Source organism: Winogradskyella costae, assembly GCF_013403865.1.
GTDB classification, from domain to species: domain Bacteria; phylum Bacteroidota; class Bacteroidia; order Flavobacteriales; family Flavobacteriaceae; genus Winogradskyella; species Winogradskyella costae.
The window spans coordinates 23,101-41,165 of sequence record NZ_JABFDK010000003.1 but is presented as its reverse complement, the minus strand read 5'-3'; the positions used below and the strand labels follow the sequence as shown (position 1 = coordinate 41,165).

The window sequence follows — 18,065 nt, the reverse complement described above, 5'->3', positions numbered from 1 at the left end:
GTTGCTTCTGGATTTTTTTTTTTAATTAATCAACTAAATCGTTTTTACTTCAATTCAAATTCTGAAGATGAAATTAAAGATTTGTCGTTAAACACATTTATAACATAACGTCCTTCTTCAAATTTAGAATCTTCTAATTCATTAATATATTCACAAATATTTAAATTTCTATTTTCATAGTTAAACCTACTAATTAAACTGTAGTTTAAAGTCTGTCCTTCAAATTCAATCTGTTCGTTAGAACCTAGAACATTATTTTTAGGATCGATAATCTGAACGTACAATTCTTTATCTCCTCCTTCTGTCAGCATATTTTTAGCTACAGTAAAACAAACTTTAATCTTATCACTTCGTTTGGCACGTTCTGTTGGGATTTGCTTACCGTTATTTCTTTCAATAACTCCCATACCTACTAAACCAACTGCTTGTAAAGCAGCGGCATCTTTTACAACAGTTGCAAGTTCTGTATTTTGAACTAATAACGAATCTGTAAACATTGTACGTTCTGCCAACTGCACTTGAGTGCTATCTAAAGAAGAAGCTAAGTATTGGTTTTCACCTTTTAAACGATCGTTTTCAGTTAATAAGACGTCCATCTCTTCTTGCAAAGCCATAAACTTTTTCTTGTAACTCCATAAACTACCAACGCTATTTTGAGATACTTTTAAAGAATCCATTAAACCTTGAATACGTTCTCTTGCTGCAATTAAATCCTGATTTTTAACTTCGCTCTCAGCAATGGCTTCATCATAATCCTTGGCCATACTATTAAGATCGTTCATCACTTGTTTCTTTTCACTAACAAGTAATTTTTCGTTCTCTTGTTTTTCGCTGTAAAGCTTAGAGGTGTAAAATGCAGTTACTAGGAATAATACTAATAATATCCCTAAGCCTACTTTTAATCCTGTACTCGATTTTTGTGAACCTTCCATAAATTGTTTGGTTTTAAATAGTGTTAATTCTAGTTTTTTTTAAAAAGTTAATTAGAAGCCAAAGTAATTAAATAAAAATGTACTTTTAATCTATTATCTAAATTTTTTATCCAAATGGAACATCTTATTTTATTTACAGAAAAAGACAGACAACAGCTTTTAAAGAAACGTAAAGGTGAAACAAAATTTGGAGAACATATTCAGTTAGTTTCTAACTTCAATAAGATATACGATGACATTGTTAATTTGGATGTTGACTATGTAGTTTTTGGAATAACAGAAGACATCGGAATCGTTGCAAACAACGGTAAACCAAGTCCATATAAAGCATGGAGCACTACTCTAAAAGTTTTGTTAAATATACAGAGTAATGATTTTAATAATGCCAAGCGCGTTTTAATACTTGGTCATTTAGATTATGCCGAGGAACACCAATCTTTGTCTGGGTTAGATCTTTCAAAGAAAAAGCAGCTTTCTAAAGTTAGAAAACTTGTAGAAACCATAGATAAAGACGTAACACATGTGGTAGCTGCAATTCGTAAAGCTGGTAAAACTCCAATCATTATTGGTGGTGGCCATAACAATGCTTATGGTAACATTAAAGGCTGTGCTCTAGCAAGTAATGAAAGGATAAATGTAGTTAATTTTGATGCGCATTCTGATTTTAGAGCTGAAGAAGGCAGACATAGTGGTAATGGCTTTAGTTATGCCTATGCCGAAGGTTTTTTAAAAAACTATTTCATTTTTGGCTTGCACGAAAACTACACGTCCGACACCTTATTAAAAACAATGAAGAAAGTAAAATCTCTAAGATATAATACTTACGAAGCTTTAGAGGTTAGAAATGAACTCAATTTTAGTTCAGAAATGAAAACCGCTTTAAGTCATGTTTCTAATACGAGTTTTGGAATTGAAATTGATTGTGACGCTATTGAAAACATACCCAGTAGCGCTATGACGCCAAGTGGCTTCAGTATACAGCAAACGAGACAATTTGTAAATTATTTAGGGAAGCATAAAAATGCAGCATATCTGCATATTTGCGAAGCTGCACCAATTAATAATGAAGACATAAAAGTTGGAAAGTTGATCACTTATTTAATTTCAGATTTCATTCGTGCTAATAACCAATAAGAGTAGTACGGTCTCAGAATAATTTTTAAGCGCATTACCTATAGCTTCAATTATTTTTTATCTTAGAAATTACAATGTTGACAACTATAAAATCGACAACATTTAAATGATTAACTTTACGGTAAGAAATCGATAAATCATTTATAATGGGAATATAAAAACCCCATTTAAATTAATAAATGGGGCTTTAACTCTCAAGCACATGCAGGATTACATTTTATGTAGACATAAAACCTATAACCCTAACCTTATAGTTAATCCTGCATTTGTACTTGATTTTCTACTATATCTTTAATAGGAACAATCAATTTCCCTTCAGAATTCTTTAATATTATTGAGATACTTTTTACAGCCTCTATTTCATAAATTTTAGCATTAAAAATAATTTTCTGCCCAACCTCAAAGGTCTTACGTGCATAAAATGTATTTAATAATTTAGCGACAACCTCCCTTGCTCCTAAACCAAAAGCTATGGAAAAGGCTAACAAGAAACCTGCGATTATCATGTTAATATTATTGGATATAATATCTGTATTAATCCCAGCTTGATTTAAAGCTGTAATGGATATAAAAGTTAACAATAAGAAAAACACAACCTGGCTAATCATTTTACCGCCCGACAAATCCATAGATTCGAATAATTTTTTCAGGCTATTCTTAACGAAATTGGCGAAAATTAAACCAATAATAAATATAATAAGTGCCGAAAATAATTTTGGCAAATAAGACAATAACGCACTAATTTGATTAGAAATAATTTCTAATCCCATAATGTCTGAAGCGGTAATTAACAAGACGATATACATCATCCATTTTACAGAACTACATACAAACTTAACGGTATCGAAATTGAGTTTTTTACCTTCTATTATCTCTATTTCATTTAACTTTTCATCTAATTTATTAGCCTTAGCTAATTTTAAAACTTTCTTAATAAGCTTAAGAATAAGCTTAGTTACAATCCAACCAATAATCAATACAATTATGGCCCCAACTATATTAGGAAATATTTTAGTAATCTCTAACCACATTGTAGTTAATGATTGCATAGCAATATCTTTAAATTCTGTTACTTTTTCCATACCAATATTATTACACTAGAATTTTTTACTTATTATCTTTTTTTCTTCTGCTTGTTACACTGTCTATAATGTGACCAATATTATACGAAAATAATTCAGCCAATTCTAAAAAGAGCTTAGCTAAAGCAATATCGTGCATAACTTTATCTTTCAGTTCCAAGGGAACTTCCTGTAAAGGCTTGTCTAGTTGCTTAAATGGATTTTCCATCTCTCGTATAATTTGTGTACTTATGTACAAGTTTATCTTTCGCTCTTTTTAATCGCATTTTAACCGCGCTTTCTCCTATATCTAAAACGTCAGCTAATTCTTTAATTGATAAATTATCTTGATACTTTAATAATAACATCATTTTGTCATCTGGTGAGATGAGCTCCATAACCAGTTTCAACTGCTCTACTCTCATGCTTTCAAACTCAACTGTAGAGTCAATATCTTCACCGATATTTTCTATGTCAATAATTTCGGAACTAATAGATTTTTTTTCAAATTTCTTAGCCGTATTTCTAGTGACATAATTAACGCAGTGATTATACGTAAACGCATATAACCATGTAGAGAATTTAGACTTTCCTTTAAAACTACCTAATTTGACATAAACCCTTAAGAAAACATCCTGAGTTAGATCTTTAGCCTCATCAACTCCATTTGCAAATCCATAACATTTGTTATAAACCATAGTGGCAAATCTATCGTACAGAACCTCGAACAACAAAGTGTCGTTAGTTTTTACAATGGCTTCTACAAGCTCTTCATCGGTTAGACTATGAATAGCGTCTTTTGTCAAGGGATTTTTAAGCGGTATTAGGTTGGTTATTAATATTAAGACACTCAACATTTAAAAAGGTCACAAAAAAAATTTAAAAATTTATTTTTTTAAATGATTCTCAATATCTCCTAAATGATGCTGTAATGACTTTGCTGATATTTGAATTTCCCATATTAAAAACAATAGAGAAAGTATAAGAAGTATTAGTCCTAAACCAAATGCCCAAACTGCTATAATATGATAATGTATATAAATTAAGAACATCGTTAACACACAAAACAATAAACTAGTAATACCCGCAATCTGCATATATCTTGTTAGCCGTATTCTTAATTTTAAATTTTTAATTTGTCTGAGAACGGAAGCATCATGATTTTTTAAATACTTATCACTAAGGTTTCGTATTATCGCTGCATAAGCCAAAAAACGATTGGTATATGCTAACATTATTAGCGATATTGCCGAGAATAAAAGTGCTGGTGTCGTAAGCGTGAGTTCTTCCATAATTAATTTTACAAAATTACAGAAATAAACCACTAAAAAATAAAAAAGTGAATTTTATAAACTACGTTTATCCTACATTGTGATGTTCATAGACATACAATTCATTATAAACAAACCTACTATTTTTAATCGGATATCGTTTTGCATTAATCGAAGTTATAAGAAAGAAGTTTTAAAATAGCTGAAAAATTTTTAACTTTAAGAAATAAATACCCAAATTTAAACGTTACAAAATAACAGCTTTTGTACTGACAAACATTAAATGAACGACTATCTACACAACGCTATTCCTAATTTAAAACCATTTAATTATGAGTATCATCACGATGCGCATTTTATAAATAAACCATGGGTTTTAGTGAATGGCATTTCTAAAAAGAAATCTATATATACGTTTAAGGAAGATAACATTCTAGAAATATCTAGAAAAAACAATGTGATAACGACGTCTTGGAGTATTAATATTCAGAATGTCTTTTGTATAGAAACTGAAGATGGAAAAATAACGGTAAAAGCGTTTTTTAAAGATGATGATATTTTGGTACTAAATAATGAGAACAAAGAAGAATTCGCCATGTACATTAACGTGTTCAACTATGAAGATGATATTAATTCGGTTGAAGATATTCAGGACTTCTTAAAAGATAAATACAAAAAGAAAGTGAGCACCATTATCTATGATCACCAATTCTACTACATCGAAAAATCAAAAGAATTTGGCCCATTTAAAGTTGAAGTTTTAGCAGAAAAAGTAAAAACAGGTGTAATCAGTGCGCATTGCTTTGTGAGAGATGTTAATGAGCACGATTATAGTAATCGCTTGCGCATTTCTGACTTAATACAAGAACTTTGAAGATTAGTGATATGTCGCGCAAAGCAGCTAAAAAAATAATATTCGACAATTATATTAAAGAAACTTAACAAATCTCTCCGTGAATCTCCATGTCTTCTTTGTGCAACTTTGCGTACTAATACCTAAGTATTTATCATAAAAAAAGCGAAAATCTAAAATAGAAATTCGCTTTTAAAATTATTTACAATGAAAGTTTATTATTCCTGTAACCCAGGAATCGCAACCATTTCATTAACATCCTTATCATAATCAACACCATCAACATTAAAGCCAAAAAGGTTGAAGAAATCCGTTTTATAACCGTCTAAATCACCAATTTCCGGTAAAGTTTCAGTGGTAGCCTCTTTCCAGAGCTCTAACACTTTTGCTTGGATATCATCGCGCATTTCCCAATCGTCAACACGTATTCTTCCTTGTGCATCTAATTGTAAATTTTCAGCATATAAACGCTCGTTAAATAAGCGTTCTATTTGCTCTATACAACCTTCGTGGATACCTTCTTCTTTCATCACTTTATACAATAATGAAATGTATAACGGAATCACCGGAATTGCAGAACTCGCCTGCGTTACTAAAGCTTTATTTACAGACACGTAACCTTTGCCGTTAATGTCTTTTAATGAATCAGTAATTTTAAAAGCAGTCGCTTCTAAATGATCTTTTGCACGACCAATAGTACCTTTTCTATAAACAGCTTCGGTTAATGAAGGGCCAATATAAGAATAGGCAACCGTTTTAAAATCTTCAGATAATACATTAGCCGATTTTAAGAGATCAATCCACATTTTCCAATCTTCACCTCCCATTACGGCAATCGTATTATCAATATCATCACCAGAACAAGGTTCTATTGAAATTTCTTTCACAATTCCTGTATGAAAATCTACAGTGTTATTCGTAAATGTTTCTCCAATCGGTTTTAAAACAGATTTAAAACGCTCTCCTGTATCTGGGTGTGTTCTAACTGGTGATGCCAAACTATAAATAACCATATCAATCTTCCCTAAGTCGTCTTGAATTAATTTTAAAGTTTGTGCTTTAATTTCATTTGAAAATGCATCTCCATTTATACTCTTTGCATATAAGCCATCTTTGTGCGCTTGCGTTTCAAAAGCAGCACTGTTGTACCAACCTGGTGAAGCTGGACGCCCTTCTGTTGGTGGTTTTTCGAAAAACACACCTATTGTTGAAGCGTTAGATCCGTAAGCACTAGTAATTCTAGATGCTAAGCCAAAGCCTGTTGATGCTCCAATAACTAAGACTTTTTTAGGCCCATTGGTTGTTGGATTTGATTTAATATAATCTATTTGATTCAATACGTTTTGCTCACAGCCAACAGGATGCGATGTTAAACATATAAACCCTCTAGTTCTTGGTTCTATTATCATATTTTATAGTCTAAACGTGTAATGCTCTATCGTCTGTTGCTGCTAAAGCGGCTTCTTTTACTGCTTCTGCAAATGTTGGGTGTGCATGAGACATGCGTGAAATATCTTCAGCAGAAGCTCTAAATTCCATAGCGGTTACCGCTTCTGCTATTAAATCGGCACAACGTGCCCCAATCATATGAACTCCTAAGACTTCATCTGTGGTTTTATCTGCTAAAATCTTTACAAAGCCATCGATATCTCCGCTGGCTCTTGCACGGCCTAATGCTCTAAATGGAAACTGACCCACTTTATACTCCACATTATCTGCTTTTAATTCTTCTTCTGTTTTACCAACAGCAGCCACTTCTGGCCATGTGTAAACCACTCCAGGAATTAAATTATAATCAATATGTGGTTTTTGTCCTGCCATAGTCTCGGCAACAAAAACACCTTCTTCTTCCGCTTTGTGCGCTAACATCGCTCCTTTTATAACATCACCAATAGCGTAGATATTAGACACATTAGTTTGTAAGTGTGCGTTAACTTCAACCTGACCTCTATCGTTCATTGCCACTCCTGCTGCATCAAGATTTAAGCCAGCTGTATAAGGTTTACGACCTACAGAGACTAAACAGTAATCTCCTTTAAATTCCACAACCTCTCCTTTTTTATTTTCAGCTTTTACAATAACCTCATCTCCATTACGCTCTACAGACTGCACTTTATGAGAGAGCATCATTTTGCATTTTGCTTTCTTAAAAACTTTATTCAATTCTTTAGACAAACCTGCATCCATTGTTGGAATAATTCTGTCCATATATTCAATAACAGTAACCTCAGCACCTAAGCGACGGTACACTTGTCCTAACTCTAAACCAATGACTCCACCACCAATGATAATAAGGTGCTTTGGAATTTCTTTTAATTTTAAAGCTTCAGTAGAAGTGATAACACGTTCTTTATCTAAAGTGATAAATGGTAAATTTGATGGTTTAGAACCGGTAGCGATAATAACCTTTTTTGCTTCAATTTCCTGAGCATCTTTACCTTCGATTGTAATATGAGTAGCATCTTTAAATGACCCTAAACCTTCAAAAACATCGATGTTATTTTTCTTCATTAAGAAATCAATACCACCTGTAGTTTGGTCTACAACAGCTTGCTTACGACCAATCATTTTTTCTAAATTCACTTTGATGTCTCCAGGGATTTCAATACCGTGTTCTTCAAAATGTTTTGTAGCTTCTTCATAATGATGAGAAGAACTTAATAAGGCTTTACTTGGAATACAACCTACGTTTAAGCACGTACCACCAAGCGTTGAATATTTTTCAATAATAGCTGTTTTCATGCCTAATTGTGCGCAACGGATTGCCGCTACATAACCTCCAGGTCCAGAACCAATTATTGCTACATCGTATGATTTCATATCTTTTATTAATTTAATTTAAATTGTAATGCTAATTGTAATGCTCTATTTTTAGTATTTAAGTCTTCATCAGAAATCACATTAGATAGTCCCATATAATACCTAAATGAAACTCCGACTATTTCTGATAAGTTTATTCCAAATCCCAAATTTAATCCAAAATCCTGACTATTAAAAGCAGTATCTAAATCTCCGTTTTGTATAAATAAACCATCTGCTGATAATAATATTCCAGCTTGCGGTCCTACATCAAAACTAAAGTTTTCAGATAAGTGGATGCGCGCAATAATAGGTAAAACCACATAACTCAATCTTATTTTTGTACCATCTTCATAATCATCCTTAAATCCATAAACAGAAAACAATAATTCTGGTTGAATAGATAACCAAGAAGAAACTTGTACTTCTGTAAAAAATCCTATCTGAAAATTTGTTGCACTTGAAACATCGTCACTATCATCTCCCGAAATCGTTGATGAAAGACCACCAATCTTTAATCCCATTGGGTTATCCTGAGCATTGAGACCTAGACTAACCAAAAATATTAAACCGACTAATAATCGCATGCAATTAAACAAATAAGCTACAAAAGTACAATTTAGATTACTTATTTACGAATTTTAAAACCCATTATTGACATCAACAATTTAAGGCTTTTGCGCTATATCTTCTAAAATCCATTCTAACTCCGGATCAACAGATTGTAAGCGATCCTTATAACTTGGTAATAACTCTACATCTGGCTTTACACCATAGCCATCTGGTGTTGTTTTATGAGGCGCATCGATATGCGCAAGTCCTATTCTAGCGCGTACTTTAGTATTGGGCATTTCGTACACTTTATAAAACCCTGCAACGGTACCGTTATAAGCTCCGCCTGTTTCTTCTCCTACAAAAGTCGCCCGTTCATCTCCTTGTAATTTTGTAGACAATAAAGATGATGCCGAAAAAGAATTACCATTAATTAAGACATAAATTTCACCTTTAAAATTAAGAGGCTTTGGTACTTTTTCCTTTGCCGACTTAAATTTATAGTATAGCTTATCATCTTTCTTTTTTGTTTTAATAAGATCTAACGTAAAAAACACAGGAGACATTATACCAGCAAATACTTTCGCTACGTTTGGAGTGGTGTTACTCATCACACTCTTTAGAAGTGGAAACCGAGTATTCACCTCACTAGGATTGATCATAGTGAAATTTTCATCAGTGAGATACGAATATAAATAGGTAATTTCATTTAAGCGCCCACCAAAGTTGTTTCTTAAATCGATAATAAGCACATCTGTTTTAAGGGAGTCTAATGTTTTAAAACTGTCATCATAAAAATCTTTATAGTTACCGTTTGAGAATCCTCTTATTTTTAATAACCCCACTAAACTATCCTCTCCTACAAAATTTAAATTTCGTGTATATTCTTGGCGCGATGCGATATAACCATAATTACGATTGTATTTTCGTTTGGCTTTATTGGCTTTATTTTTAGCTTTCCGTTCAGCTTTCGTCAATTTTATGGCTTTCGGTTTTTCAACTTTAACAGAATCAGATTTTATAGAATCTTTTTTTATAGCGGTGGTATCTACTTTTAAAACGCGTTTATAATGCTTCACAAAAGTGGAATCAGAATTCCTTAGCGTTAACTTAAGACTATCAAAACGCCCTTTATCATTTACATAATAACTCATAAAGCGATGACCAGCAACTCTATTATGAAACGTAGTATTATATCCGTCAGAAGCTATAATTTTACTATATTTTTTAATTAAATCCTGAGGGGTTTCATCTTCAATCTTTAAAACTTCGGCATTAATTAAAATGGAATCTACTCCTCTTGCATTGGAAATAAAAAGGGTATCATCTAAATATTCAAAATCTAAATTATTGATATCAAACTTGGTTTTACGCAACGCTTTTCTTTCTTTTCTACTGAATCGTTGACTTGGGGGAGACAAAGACATGTGACCTTGCCCAATGTGTTTGGTAACCGCAGCGAGCTGCTTATAGAACGTACGACTATCTAAAGGGGTGTCAATGGCGTGCTTTAAACTATCAAACTTAAAATCGAGCACAGCCCTAGAGGTAAACTGATACAAGTGCGGATGGTGCCGTTGTAATTGGTCATAGACGTCATCTATATCGTCATGCAAGTCTTCAACAGAATGTAGTTTTGAGATTTGTAAGTTATGTTTGTCAACACTAGCACAAGATGCTAATAGTAATGTAATTAAAAGTGTAATTAATAGTGTCTTCCTCATGTTAGTTGTTCGATATAAAATGTGAATCGTTGAAGTATAGCCCATATTCATAAAGACGTAAAAATATGAAGAAAGGTTGCTTCTCATTTTATTTATATATAAAAAGAACGCTAATGTCTATAATTTATGAAGAGAACTCAGGGGTTAGGAAAAAAAATAGTCCAAACTTTCGATTAATGACAATAATCTTAAGAATGGACCTATTTTCCCCCTAGTATATAATAGTGCTTCAAAGTTGCACTTTATAATATTCATTCGCAATACTCAATTTGAGTATTTTTATACTTTTATAACCAATGCTGATTCATTTTTAACATACCAATCAGTTCTCCTGTAGATGAAATGTTAAGTTTTTTCAAAATATTTCTTCGGTGCGTATCTACGGTATGAGAACTAATGTTTAGCAGTTTTGAAATCTCTTTGCTCGATTTACTTAAAACCAGCAATCTAATAACATCGCGCTCACGGTTACTTATGCCGTCATTCAATAATTTTTGAGAAAAGTTATTAAAAAACAAGGTTTCGTATTCTTTATTAGAATTTAGCAATTTTGCGGACGCCGTGATTTCCATTTTTATGTTAGAATCTAAAACCGTGTAATGAGCTAATCCTATTATAGGCTTACCATCAGAATCAAATACTAAAGGAGTGGTGTTCTGAATAATATTAACATAAACATCCTCATTATTTTTAAGCCTAAAATTCCAAGTGTAATTAGCATCTTTTCGTTTGTTTTCAGGAATCTCATTCAACGTAAACTCCATTAAAGAATTTAAGGAGCTTAACCAAGCATCAATATCGTCTGGATGAATTCTATTCCACAAGTAACGCATACCGTGAGTCTTAAAATCATTGGCATCGAGACCTAAACATGTGGTGAAGTTTTTACTTATATATTCAAAAGTTAAATCTTGCGTGTTCGTAACACAAAAAAAAGTAGAACTATAGGGTAAATAATCATCGAGCTCTATAAACTTTGCGATATGCTCTTTTAGAAATGGCTTATCGTAGGATTTAAATATAAACTTATATAAATCCTTAATTTCAGTATATCTCATAACGTAAAATTAGGAAATTTATCGCAGCACTAGCTTTTTAAGCTCTAATAAAAACCAGCGCACCGCACTTAACCAAAAGATTAGGAATACATTAAAACCTCAACAACACGTTCAAATCAAAAAAACAAAAGACTCAAAATCAGTAAATTATAATAAAACTAAATCACCATAATGGTTATAGTGTAATCGCTGTGGTGTGCTTTACTTCATTAATCATAAACATACTATGTGTACTGCCAATATGATTGATTTTAGTTAATTTTTCGACCATAAATTCCCTAAACGCTTTCATGTCTTTCACAAGTACTTTAAGTAGATAATCATAATCGCCACTGAGATGGTAGCATTCTAAAACCTCATTGAGCTGTTTCACTTCGCGCTCAAACATCACCACATAATCTTGTGAATGCTGTACCAATTTCACATGGCAAAAGGCCACAAAATCCTTTTCTACTTTAGTTTTATCTACCAAAGCCACATACTGCTTTACGATACCGCTCTTTTCAAGTTTTCTAATACGCTCATAGACCGCTGTCACAGACAAATTTAATTGGTGCGATAGAGCCTTATTGGTTTGCTTACTATCTGTTTGTAGTAAATGAAGTAATTTTCTGTCAGTGGCATCAAAAGTCATACGTGTTATTTTTTCGGAAATAATTATATAAAACTCAAATTTAATTATAATAAAACTACTATAATTAATAAATATAGATTATTCAACTATATATATACTCACCTATTGATTAATAATCTGTTAATAGCGAATTTTGAATTAATTAATACTTAAATCACACAACTATGTCACGAGCTTATTCGAAATCTTATCGCCTAAAAGAGATGGTCAATAGCGAACTGCACATGACCATTAAAAAACAATAAAAATAAACACATGACTTTTAAACCAGCAAACAATATACAAGACTTACAATACTTCGGAGAATTCGGTGGTGTTAATCCATCCATTTCAGATTCATCAACCTATACGTTTTTATCGGCAAAAACCATGTTCGATACTTTTGAAGGCAATGCAGATGGTTGTTACTTATACTCACGGCATTCCTCTCCATCTAATCTATACTTAGGTGAAGCTTTAGCCGCTATGGAAGGTACCGAAACCGCAACAGTTACAGCCTCTGGCATGGGAGCTATTACTCCTGTGTTATTACAACTTTGCGATGCTGGTGACCACGTAGTAAGTAGCAGAACCATTTACGGAGGGACATATGCCTTCTTAAAAAACTTTACTCCACGTTTAGGCATTACCACCACCTTTGTAGACATCACTAAATTAGATAGTGTTGAAGCAGCAATTACTCCTAATACTAAAGTATTGTATTGCGAATCGGTTAGTAATCCGTTATTAGAAGTTGCTGACATTAAAGGTTTAGCTGCAATCGCTAAAAAGCATAATTTAAAACTCATAGTAGATAACACCTTTTCTCCTTTATCTATTTCACCAATTAATCTAGGTGCTGATATTGTAGTACATAGTTTAACCAAATTTATTAATGGCTCGTCAGACACGGTTGGCGGAGTGGTTTGTGGCACACAAGAACTCATAGACGACCTACGAAACGTTAATAGCGGTGCTGCCATGCTATTGGGTTCTACAATGGACAGCTTGCGTTCGGCTTCGGTTTTAAAAAATCTGAGAACCTTACATATTAGAATGATGCAACACAGCTATAATGCCACGTATTTAGCAGAGCGGTTTGAAAATGATGGTTTAAAAACGGTATATCCTGGTCTAGCCTCTCACCCATCGCATGAGTTATTTAAATCTATGATGAATGAGAAATACGGATTTGGTGGTATGATGACGATTGATGTGGGTTCTTTAGACAAAGCCAATGCCTTAATGGAATTAATGCAAGAACGTAACCTAGGCTATTTAGCCGTGAGTTTAGGCTTCTACAAAACCTTATTTAGCGCACCTGGAAGCTCTACCTCTTCAGAAATCCCTGAAGATGAACAAGACGCCATGGGCTTAAGCGATGGTTTAATTCGATTTTCTATCGGATTAGATGCCGATATTGAACGGACTTATAATACTATGAAAGCCTGTATGAAAGAATTACATATTCTTTAAATTAAAATAACAGCTATATAATTAAAGGTTAGATGCTTAAATATAAATAAGCGTCTAACCTTTTTTTTGCATCCCATTCTATGATTTATTTTCCATTTGCAAATGGCTTAACAAAATCGTAACATTACAACACTAAACTGAATGAAAATGCAAGAAAACGACAATCTAAGTGAAATTAAAACAGAAGATCAAGTAATTATAGACAATAAAGAACTTAGTTTTTTTGAAGCACTTATACCTGTTGTAATTCTAATGGCAATGTTAGCCTACAACATCTTTTTAGTGGAAGACCAAGAATGGTTTGGAGGGTATACCAATCAAATAATTTTAGTCATAGGTGGCGCCGTTGCCGCTGTGGTTGGGCTTTTTAACAAGGTCACCTTTAAAACCATGCTAAAAGAAGTATGGGAGAATCTAAGAAGTGTTTTTGTGCCGATCATGATTCTATTTTTAGTCGGAGCCTTAGCAGGCACGTGGCTCGTCAGTGGTGTCATTCCTGCAATGGTCTACTATGGCTTACAAGTCTTAAGTCCCGAAATATTCCTACCAGCTTCTGTTATTATTGCAGCGGTCATCTCAATCGCAACAGGCAGTTCTTGGACCACCTCGGCTACCGTTGGTATTGCTTTAGTGGGTATCGGAACCGCTCTAGGCATTAATCCTGGGATGATTGCCGGAGCCGTTATTTCTGGAGCCTATTTTGGAGATAAAATGTCGCCTTTAAGTGATACCACCAATTTAGCACCTGCTATGGCGGGTACAGATTTGTTTACACATATTAAATATATGACCATCACTACGGTTCCTACAATTATAATCACCTTAATTGTTTTCGGAATTATTAGTTTTAATATCGATACCACCGGAAACGCAGATATCAGTAATCTCCTAGCATCAATAGATAGCACCTTTAATATCTCTCCATGGTTATTTTTAGTGCCGGTTGCTGTAGTGGCATTAATTCTATTAAAAACGAAACCATTAGTCGCTTTGGCGTCAGGGATTGGGTTAGCTATTATATTCGCTTTTGTATTTCAAGGTCCCATTTTAGAAGGGCTATCCGATTCTAAATTTTCGGCTATTGTAAATTCAATTCTTACAGATACGTCTATTGTTACAGACAACGAAAAATTAAATGATCTCTTCTCTGCTGGTGGAATGAATGGTATGCTTTGGACTATCTACTTAATTGTATGTGCCATGATTTTTGGGGGTATTATGGATGGTATCGGTGCGCTTTCGCGAATCACAAAAGCTTTACTCTCTATAGCTACGTCTATATTCGGATTATTTGCTAGTACGGTGTTAAGCTGTTTAGGCCTAAACCTTATTGCCTCTGATCAGTATTTAGCAATTGTTATCCCTGGAAAGATGTTTAAGCAAGCCTATGAAGATAAAGGCTTAGCACCCGAAAACTTAAGTCGTACGCTCGAAGATTCCGGAACCGTAACCTCTGTCCTAATTCCTTGGAACACCTGTGGTGCTTACCAAAGTGGTGTTTTAGGTGTGGGCGTCGGCGAGTACATTGGCTATGCCATTTTTAACTGGTTAAGCCCGTTTACGACCTTAGTATTTGTAGCTTTAAATCTCAAAATTAAAATGCTTCGAGATAAATAGTTTTTAATTATTAAAACTAAAAATTACTATAACAAAAAACTATAGTTTTATAAAAAATTAAAATTTGCTTAACGTATTAATTCCTTAATGAAAAGTATCTTTGTAGTTCAAAATAATTAATCAAATTAAAACTATAAAAACATGGCATTAGTAGGAAGAAAATTTCCAGATTTAGACGTAAACGCAATGAATGATATGGGCGACACTTTTAAAGTGAACGTTCTAGAAGAAGCACGTAATAATAACAAAAAAGTAGTGTTATTCTGGTATCCAAAAGACTTCACTTTTGTTTGTCCAACAGAATTACACGCTTTTCAAGCCGCTTTAAGTGAGTTCGAAAAAAGAAACACACTTGTTATTGGAGCGTCTTGTGACACGGCCGAAGTACACTTTGCTTGGTTAAGCACATCTAAGGATAATGGTGGAATTGAAGGGGTAACATACCCAATTTTAGCAGATTCTAACCGTAACCTAGCATCAGCTTTAGGGATCTTAGATATCTTCAATGAACAATTCGATGAAGAAACAGGATTGGTAACAGTTGAAGGTGATAACGTAACGTACAGAGCAACATACATCATTGACGAAGAAGGAACAATTCAACACGAAAGCGTTAACAACATGCCATTAGGTAGAAACGTTAACGAATACATAAGAATCATCGATGCGTTAACACACGTACAAGAAAAAGGTGAAGTTTGTCCTGCAAACTGGGAAGAAGGTAAAGAAGCAATGCAAGCCAACGCTAAAGGGACTGCTGCTTATTTAGCAACGCACTAAAATCTTACCGTCATTGCGAGCAAAGCGTGGCAATTCCAATTAAGCCTGACAGGTTTCAAACACCTGTCAGGTCTATTTAAAATTCAAGAATTATGATACAAGAATTAGATCAAGATAATCTACAAGAGATCATCAATGGTAACGATACAGTGATCGTACAGTATTCTGCAACATGGTGTGGCAATTGTAGAATAATGAAACCTAAGTTTAAGAAATTGGCAACAGAGCACGAAGGCGCAACTTTTGTGATCGCTGATGCTGAAAAATTTCCTGAAAGTAGAAAATTAGCAACGGTAGATAATTTACCAACCTTTGCAACATTTAAGAATGGTGAATTTAAAAGCCAAGTACAAACAAATAAGTTCGATGTTTTAAAAGAACTTGTTGACGAAGTAGCTTAATTTGTTTAACCTTTTAATAGATTCCTGCTTTCGCAGGAAATGCATATGAAACTACCTGTAATAAAACACCTAACGCAATTTATAGAAGACAATGACGAAGATTACATCATCGAAACTATTGAAACTTTAGAAACGTTAACCGAAGTACCATCACTTAAAGATGAAGAACTAGACGTGATTGGAGAACTAATCTCTAATATGTACGGCGCTATTGAAGTGAATAAAATGATTAAAGAAGGCACGCCTAAAAAAGAAGCCGTTAACGGATTTATGAAACGCGTTTTAGGATCTATTGATAAATAGTAAGCGTAAAGAATATCCTAAAATCTCAAGTGAAAGCTTGAGATTTTTTAGTTTATAGAAACTGTTGTTCTAATTGAAGCGCTATTTGATGCCCTCTATAAATAGCTCCTTCCATATAACCTCCATAACTTGGGGACGTTTCAGAACCAGCAACTATAAATTTACCATTCAAATACGTCTTTTGAAAAATAGGATGACCATTATTGGCATGCGGAGTTAAATACGTATCAGTTGCTGTAGTCGTTAGTGGCTCTTGACTCCATACCTTCTCTTCATAAGACAAGTAGTTGTCGCCAGCGTCTCCAAAAAACTTTAAGAGCTGGGTTTTAACCAGCAATTCCCTTTGAGCTTTGGTTTCAGTAGCTAAGTTCCCATTCAAAAACCCCATGAGGGCAAACCTTTTATTAGCAAAATCAGAATGATCGTAAATTTCTGTAAACGGACCAACATGACTAAAACCAGTGCCAGATAAGCCTTTCTTTTTCCAGAAGGGAGTGTTATAAACGATTGCAAATTTTATAGAATCTTTCATCCAAGTATGGCAGTGGTTAGCCACCTCTACAAGATCTGTATCTAATGCTACAGGAAAATGAATAGAATGCACTAAAAGCTGAGGCGGTATTGTAGACACCACCCGATCAGCTATAAATGTAGAATGTTCCGTAATAACTTCAATGGCGTTATCCTGCTCCTGAATGGTATTTACGGTGGCATTCAGTAGAAGTTCGTCTTCAGAAAAATGAGCCGCTAATTGCTCTAATAGCGCTGCCGTACCTCCTGCAATTCTATAACTTATTTCCTGATGCGCAGGAAGCTTAAAACGTTCCACATTAGCTGCTTCTGTGGCTTCAAACAAAGCCTCGCCAGCCATAGCTTGCTCAAATAAAGTCAGCTTTAAATCTTGGCACAACGCCATTAAATCCTTGTTATACTTCCAAAGCCAAGTGGCACCTAATTCCACAGAAGTGTCATGGGTCTTCTTTGTAAAAATACGGCCACCAATGCGATCATTTGCTTCTACTATTTTAATGGTAAAACCTGCTTTTTTAAGGAGATACCCTAAATATAAGCCCGAAAGCCCTGCTCCTATGATAACGATGCTTTTATTCATGCTATCAAAGATAGATAAGTTAACGGCAAACCGCCAATAATTTTTCTGAATGAACGTCTAGTGATAAGCAACCTAAACCTTATATTTTAAAAATGTCAGGTTGAACACAGTCTAAACCTATTTGTCCGGTTGAGCATTAGCAAGATCAAAATATATGTTGTGCGAAGATAGCTTACAACATAAGTCGAAATCTCTTAATAACACACAGCTGTCTGGTTGAGCGCAGTCGAAACCTATTTGTCCGGTTGAGCATTAACGAGATCAAAATATATTTAGTGCGAAGATAGCTTACAACGTAAGTCGAAACCTCTTAATAACACAAAACACCATCAACAAAGAAACGACCTGCAATCAAACACCTAAAGCAATTCACAGAAGAC

Annotated in this window: 19 protein-coding genes; 7 read left to right on the top strand and 12 right to left on the bottom strand. The window is 33.9% G+C overall.

What is annotated here, in order from left to right:
• Positions 1–44: 44 nt before the first annotated feature.
• Positions 45–932, bottom strand: coding sequence for a chromosome partitioning protein ParA (locus HM986_RS09005; RefSeq protein WP_179334760.1), 888 nt, complete (start codon positions 930–932; stop codon positions 45–47).
• A 114-nt stretch (positions 933–1,046) separates the two neighbouring features.
• Between HM986_RS09005 and HM986_RS09000 the strand changes: the two genes are divergently transcribed.
• The gene (locus tag HM986_RS09000) at positions 1,047–2,066 is read left to right on the top strand and encodes a formimidoylglutamase (RefSeq protein WP_179334759.1); all 1,020 of its coding nucleotides are present in this window, start codon (positions 1,047–1,049) and stop codon (positions 2,064–2,066) included.
• A 254-nt stretch (positions 2,067–2,320) separates the two neighbouring features.
• Here the strand turns inward: HM986_RS09000 and HM986_RS08995 are convergent, their stop codons facing one another.
• The 4 genes from HM986_RS08995 to HM986_RS08980 all read right to left on the bottom strand — a co-directional run bounded on the left by HM986_RS08995 (position 2,321) and on the right by HM986_RS08980 (position 4,419).
• A complete protein-coding gene (locus HM986_RS08995; protein ID WP_179334758.1) occupies positions 2,321–3,148 on the bottom strand; it encodes a mechanosensitive ion channel family protein in 828 nt (275 codons plus the stop codon).
• A 25-nt stretch (positions 3,149–3,173) separates the two neighbouring features.
• Complete coding sequence (locus HM986_RS08990) at positions 3,174–3,356, bottom strand: hypothetical protein (protein WP_179334757.1); 183 nt, start codon at positions 3,354–3,356, stop codon at positions 3,174–3,176.
• Complete coding sequence (locus tag HM986_RS08985) at positions 3,340–3,933, bottom strand: RNA polymerase sigma factor (protein WP_246288487.1); 594 nt, start codon at positions 3,931–3,933, stop codon at positions 3,340–3,342. The genes HM986_RS08990 and HM986_RS08985 overlap by 17 nt, the downstream gene beginning before the upstream one ends.
• A gap of 81 nt (positions 3,934–4,014) precedes the next feature.
• Entirely contained in the window at positions 4,015–4,419 is a 405-nt protein-coding gene (locus tag HM986_RS08980) for a DUF2721 domain-containing protein (protein WP_179334755.1), read from the bottom strand.
• 262 nt (positions 4,420–4,681) lie between these two features.
• On the opposite strand from HM986_RS08980, the gene HM986_RS08975 reads away from it, so the two are divergent.
• Positions 4,682–5,272, top strand: a complete 591-nt coding sequence (locus HM986_RS08975) for a hypothetical protein (RefSeq protein ID WP_179334754.1) — start codon at positions 4,682–4,684, stop codon at positions 5,270–5,272.
• Positions 5,273–5,469: 197 nt separating this feature from the next.
• Here the strand turns inward: HM986_RS08975 and fabV are convergent, their stop codons facing one another.
• From fabV to HM986_RS08945, 6 genes are all read right to left on the bottom strand, one after another.
• A complete protein-coding gene (gene fabV / locus HM986_RS08970) occupies positions 5,470–6,660 on the bottom strand; it encodes an enoyl-ACP reductase FabV (RefSeq protein WP_179334753.1) in 1,191 nt (396 codons plus the stop codon).
• Between the two features lie 10 nt (positions 6,661–6,670).
• Positions 6,671–8,071, bottom strand: a complete 1,401-nt coding sequence (gene lpdA, locus HM986_RS08965; protein ID WP_179334752.1) for a dihydrolipoyl dehydrogenase — start codon at positions 8,069–8,071, stop codon at positions 6,671–6,673.
• Between the two features lie 8 nt (positions 8,072–8,079).
• On the bottom strand, positions 8,080–8,637 hold the full coding sequence (locus tag HM986_RS08960; RefSeq protein ID WP_179334751.1) for a porin family protein: 558 nt from the start codon (positions 8,635–8,637) through the stop codon (positions 8,080–8,082).
• Between the two features lie 81 nt (positions 8,638–8,718).
• Positions 8,719–10,326 (bottom strand): S41 family peptidase, encoded by a 1,608-nt coding sequence (locus tag HM986_RS08955; protein ID WP_179334750.1) that lies wholly within the window; start codon positions 10,324–10,326, stop codon positions 8,719–8,721.
• 287 nt (positions 10,327–10,613) lie between these two features.
• Positions 10,614–11,384, bottom strand: coding sequence for a LuxR C-terminal-related transcriptional regulator (locus tag HM986_RS08950; RefSeq protein ID WP_179334749.1), 771 nt, complete (start codon positions 11,382–11,384; stop codon positions 10,614–10,616).
• Positions 11,385–11,559: 175 nt separating this feature from the next.
• On the bottom strand, positions 11,560–12,018 hold the full coding sequence (locus tag HM986_RS08945; RefSeq protein WP_179334748.1) for an Lrp/AsnC family transcriptional regulator: 459 nt from the start codon (positions 12,016–12,018) through the stop codon (positions 11,560–11,562).
• Between the two features lie 255 nt (positions 12,019–12,273).
• On the opposite strand from HM986_RS08945, the gene HM986_RS08940 reads away from it, so the two are divergent.
• The 5 genes from HM986_RS08940 to HM986_RS08920 all read left to right on the top strand — a co-directional run bounded on the left by HM986_RS08940 (position 12,274) and on the right by HM986_RS08920 (position 16,574).
• On the top strand, positions 12,274–13,473 hold the full coding sequence (locus HM986_RS08940; RefSeq protein WP_179334747.1) for an aminotransferase class I/II-fold pyridoxal phosphate-dependent enzyme: 1,200 nt from the start codon (positions 12,274–12,276) through the stop codon (positions 13,471–13,473).
• A 147-nt stretch (positions 13,474–13,620) separates the two neighbouring features.
• Complete coding sequence (gene nhaC, locus HM986_RS08935) at positions 13,621–15,090, top strand: Na+/H+ antiporter NhaC (RefSeq protein WP_179334746.1); 1,470 nt, start codon at positions 13,621–13,623, stop codon at positions 15,088–15,090.
• 141 nt (positions 15,091–15,231) lie between these two features.
• Complete coding sequence (locus HM986_RS08930) at positions 15,232–15,870, top strand: peroxiredoxin (protein WP_179334745.1); 639 nt, start codon at positions 15,232–15,234, stop codon at positions 15,868–15,870.
• A 92-nt stretch (positions 15,871–15,962) separates the two neighbouring features.
• Positions 15,963–16,271 (top strand): thioredoxin family protein, encoded by a 309-nt coding sequence (locus HM986_RS08925; RefSeq protein WP_179334744.1) that lies wholly within the window; start codon positions 15,963–15,965, stop codon positions 16,269–16,271.
• 45 nt (positions 16,272–16,316) lie between these two features.
• Positions 16,317–16,574, top strand: coding sequence for a DUF6952 family protein (locus HM986_RS08920; RefSeq protein WP_179334743.1), 258 nt, complete (start codon positions 16,317–16,319; stop codon positions 16,572–16,574).
• 52 nt (positions 16,575–16,626) lie between these two features.
• On the opposite strand, the gene HM986_RS08915 is transcribed toward HM986_RS08920, so the two are convergent.
• Positions 16,627–17,685 carry a flavin monoamine oxidase family protein gene (locus HM986_RS08915; RefSeq protein WP_179334742.1) on the bottom strand — a complete coding sequence of 353 codons (1,059 nt, stop codon included), beginning with the start codon at positions 17,683–17,685 and terminating at the stop codon, positions 16,627–16,629.
• Positions 17,686–18,065 lie beyond the last annotated feature (380 nt).

Bases quoted from the DNA above. Each gene is read 5' to 3' on its own strand.
- HM986_RS09005 (WP_179334760.1), bottom strand. From the start codon at position 932: ATGGAAGGTTCACAAAAATCGAGTACAGGATTAAAAGTAGGCTTAGGG.
- HM986_RS09000 (WP_179334759.1), top strand. From the start codon at position 1,047: ATGGAACATCTTATTTTATTTACAGAAAAAGACAGACAACAGCTTTTA.
- HM986_RS08995 (WP_179334758.1), bottom strand. From the start codon at position 3,148: ATGGAAAAAGTAACAGAATTTAAAGATATTGCTATGCAATCATTAACT.
- HM986_RS08990 (WP_179334757.1), bottom strand. From the start codon at position 3,356: ATGGAAAATCCATTTAAGCAACTAGACAAGCCTTTACAGGAAGTTCCC.
- HM986_RS08980 (WP_179334755.1), bottom strand. From the start codon at position 4,419: ATGGAAGAACTCACGCTTACGACACCAGCACTTTTATTCTCGGCAATA.
- HM986_RS08975 (WP_179334754.1), top strand. From the start codon at position 4,682: ATGAACGACTATCTACACAACGCTATTCCTAATTTAAAACCATTTAAT.
- fabV (WP_179334753.1), bottom strand. From the start codon at position 6,660: ATGATAATAGAACCAAGAACTAGAGGGTTTATATGTTTAACATCGCAT.
- lpdA (WP_179334752.1), bottom strand. From the start codon at position 8,071: ATGAAATCATACGATGTAGCAATAATTGGTTCTGGACCTGGAGGTTAT.
- HM986_RS08960 (WP_179334751.1), bottom strand. From the start codon at position 8,637: ATGCGATTATTAGTCGGTTTAATATTTTTGGTTAGTCTAGGTCTCAAT.
- HM986_RS08955 (WP_179334750.1), bottom strand. From the start codon at position 10,326: ATGAGGAAGACACTATTAATTACACTTTTAATTACATTACTATTAGCA.
- HM986_RS08950 (WP_179334749.1), bottom strand. From the start codon at position 11,384: ATGAGATATACTGAAATTAAGGATTTATATAAGTTTATATTTAAATCC.
- HM986_RS08945 (WP_179334748.1), bottom strand. From the start codon at position 12,018: ATGACTTTTGATGCCACTGACAGAAAATTACTTCATTTACTACAAACA.
- HM986_RS08940 (WP_179334747.1), top strand. From the start codon at position 12,274: ATGACTTTTAAACCAGCAAACAATATACAAGACTTACAATACTTCGGA.
- nhaC (WP_179334746.1), top strand. From the start codon at position 13,621: ATGCAAGAAAACGACAATCTAAGTGAAATTAAAACAGAAGATCAAGTA.
- HM986_RS08930 (WP_179334745.1), top strand. From the start codon at position 15,232: ATGGCATTAGTAGGAAGAAAATTTCCAGATTTAGACGTAAACGCAATG.
- HM986_RS08925 (WP_179334744.1), top strand. From the start codon at position 15,963: ATGATACAAGAATTAGATCAAGATAATCTACAAGAGATCATCAATGGT.
- HM986_RS08920 (WP_179334743.1), top strand. From the start codon at position 16,317: ATGAAACTACCTGTAATAAAACACCTAACGCAATTTATAGAAGACAAT.
- HM986_RS08915 (WP_179334742.1), bottom strand. From the start codon at position 17,685: ATGAATAAAAGCATCGTTATCATAGGAGCAGGGCTTTCGGGCTTATAT.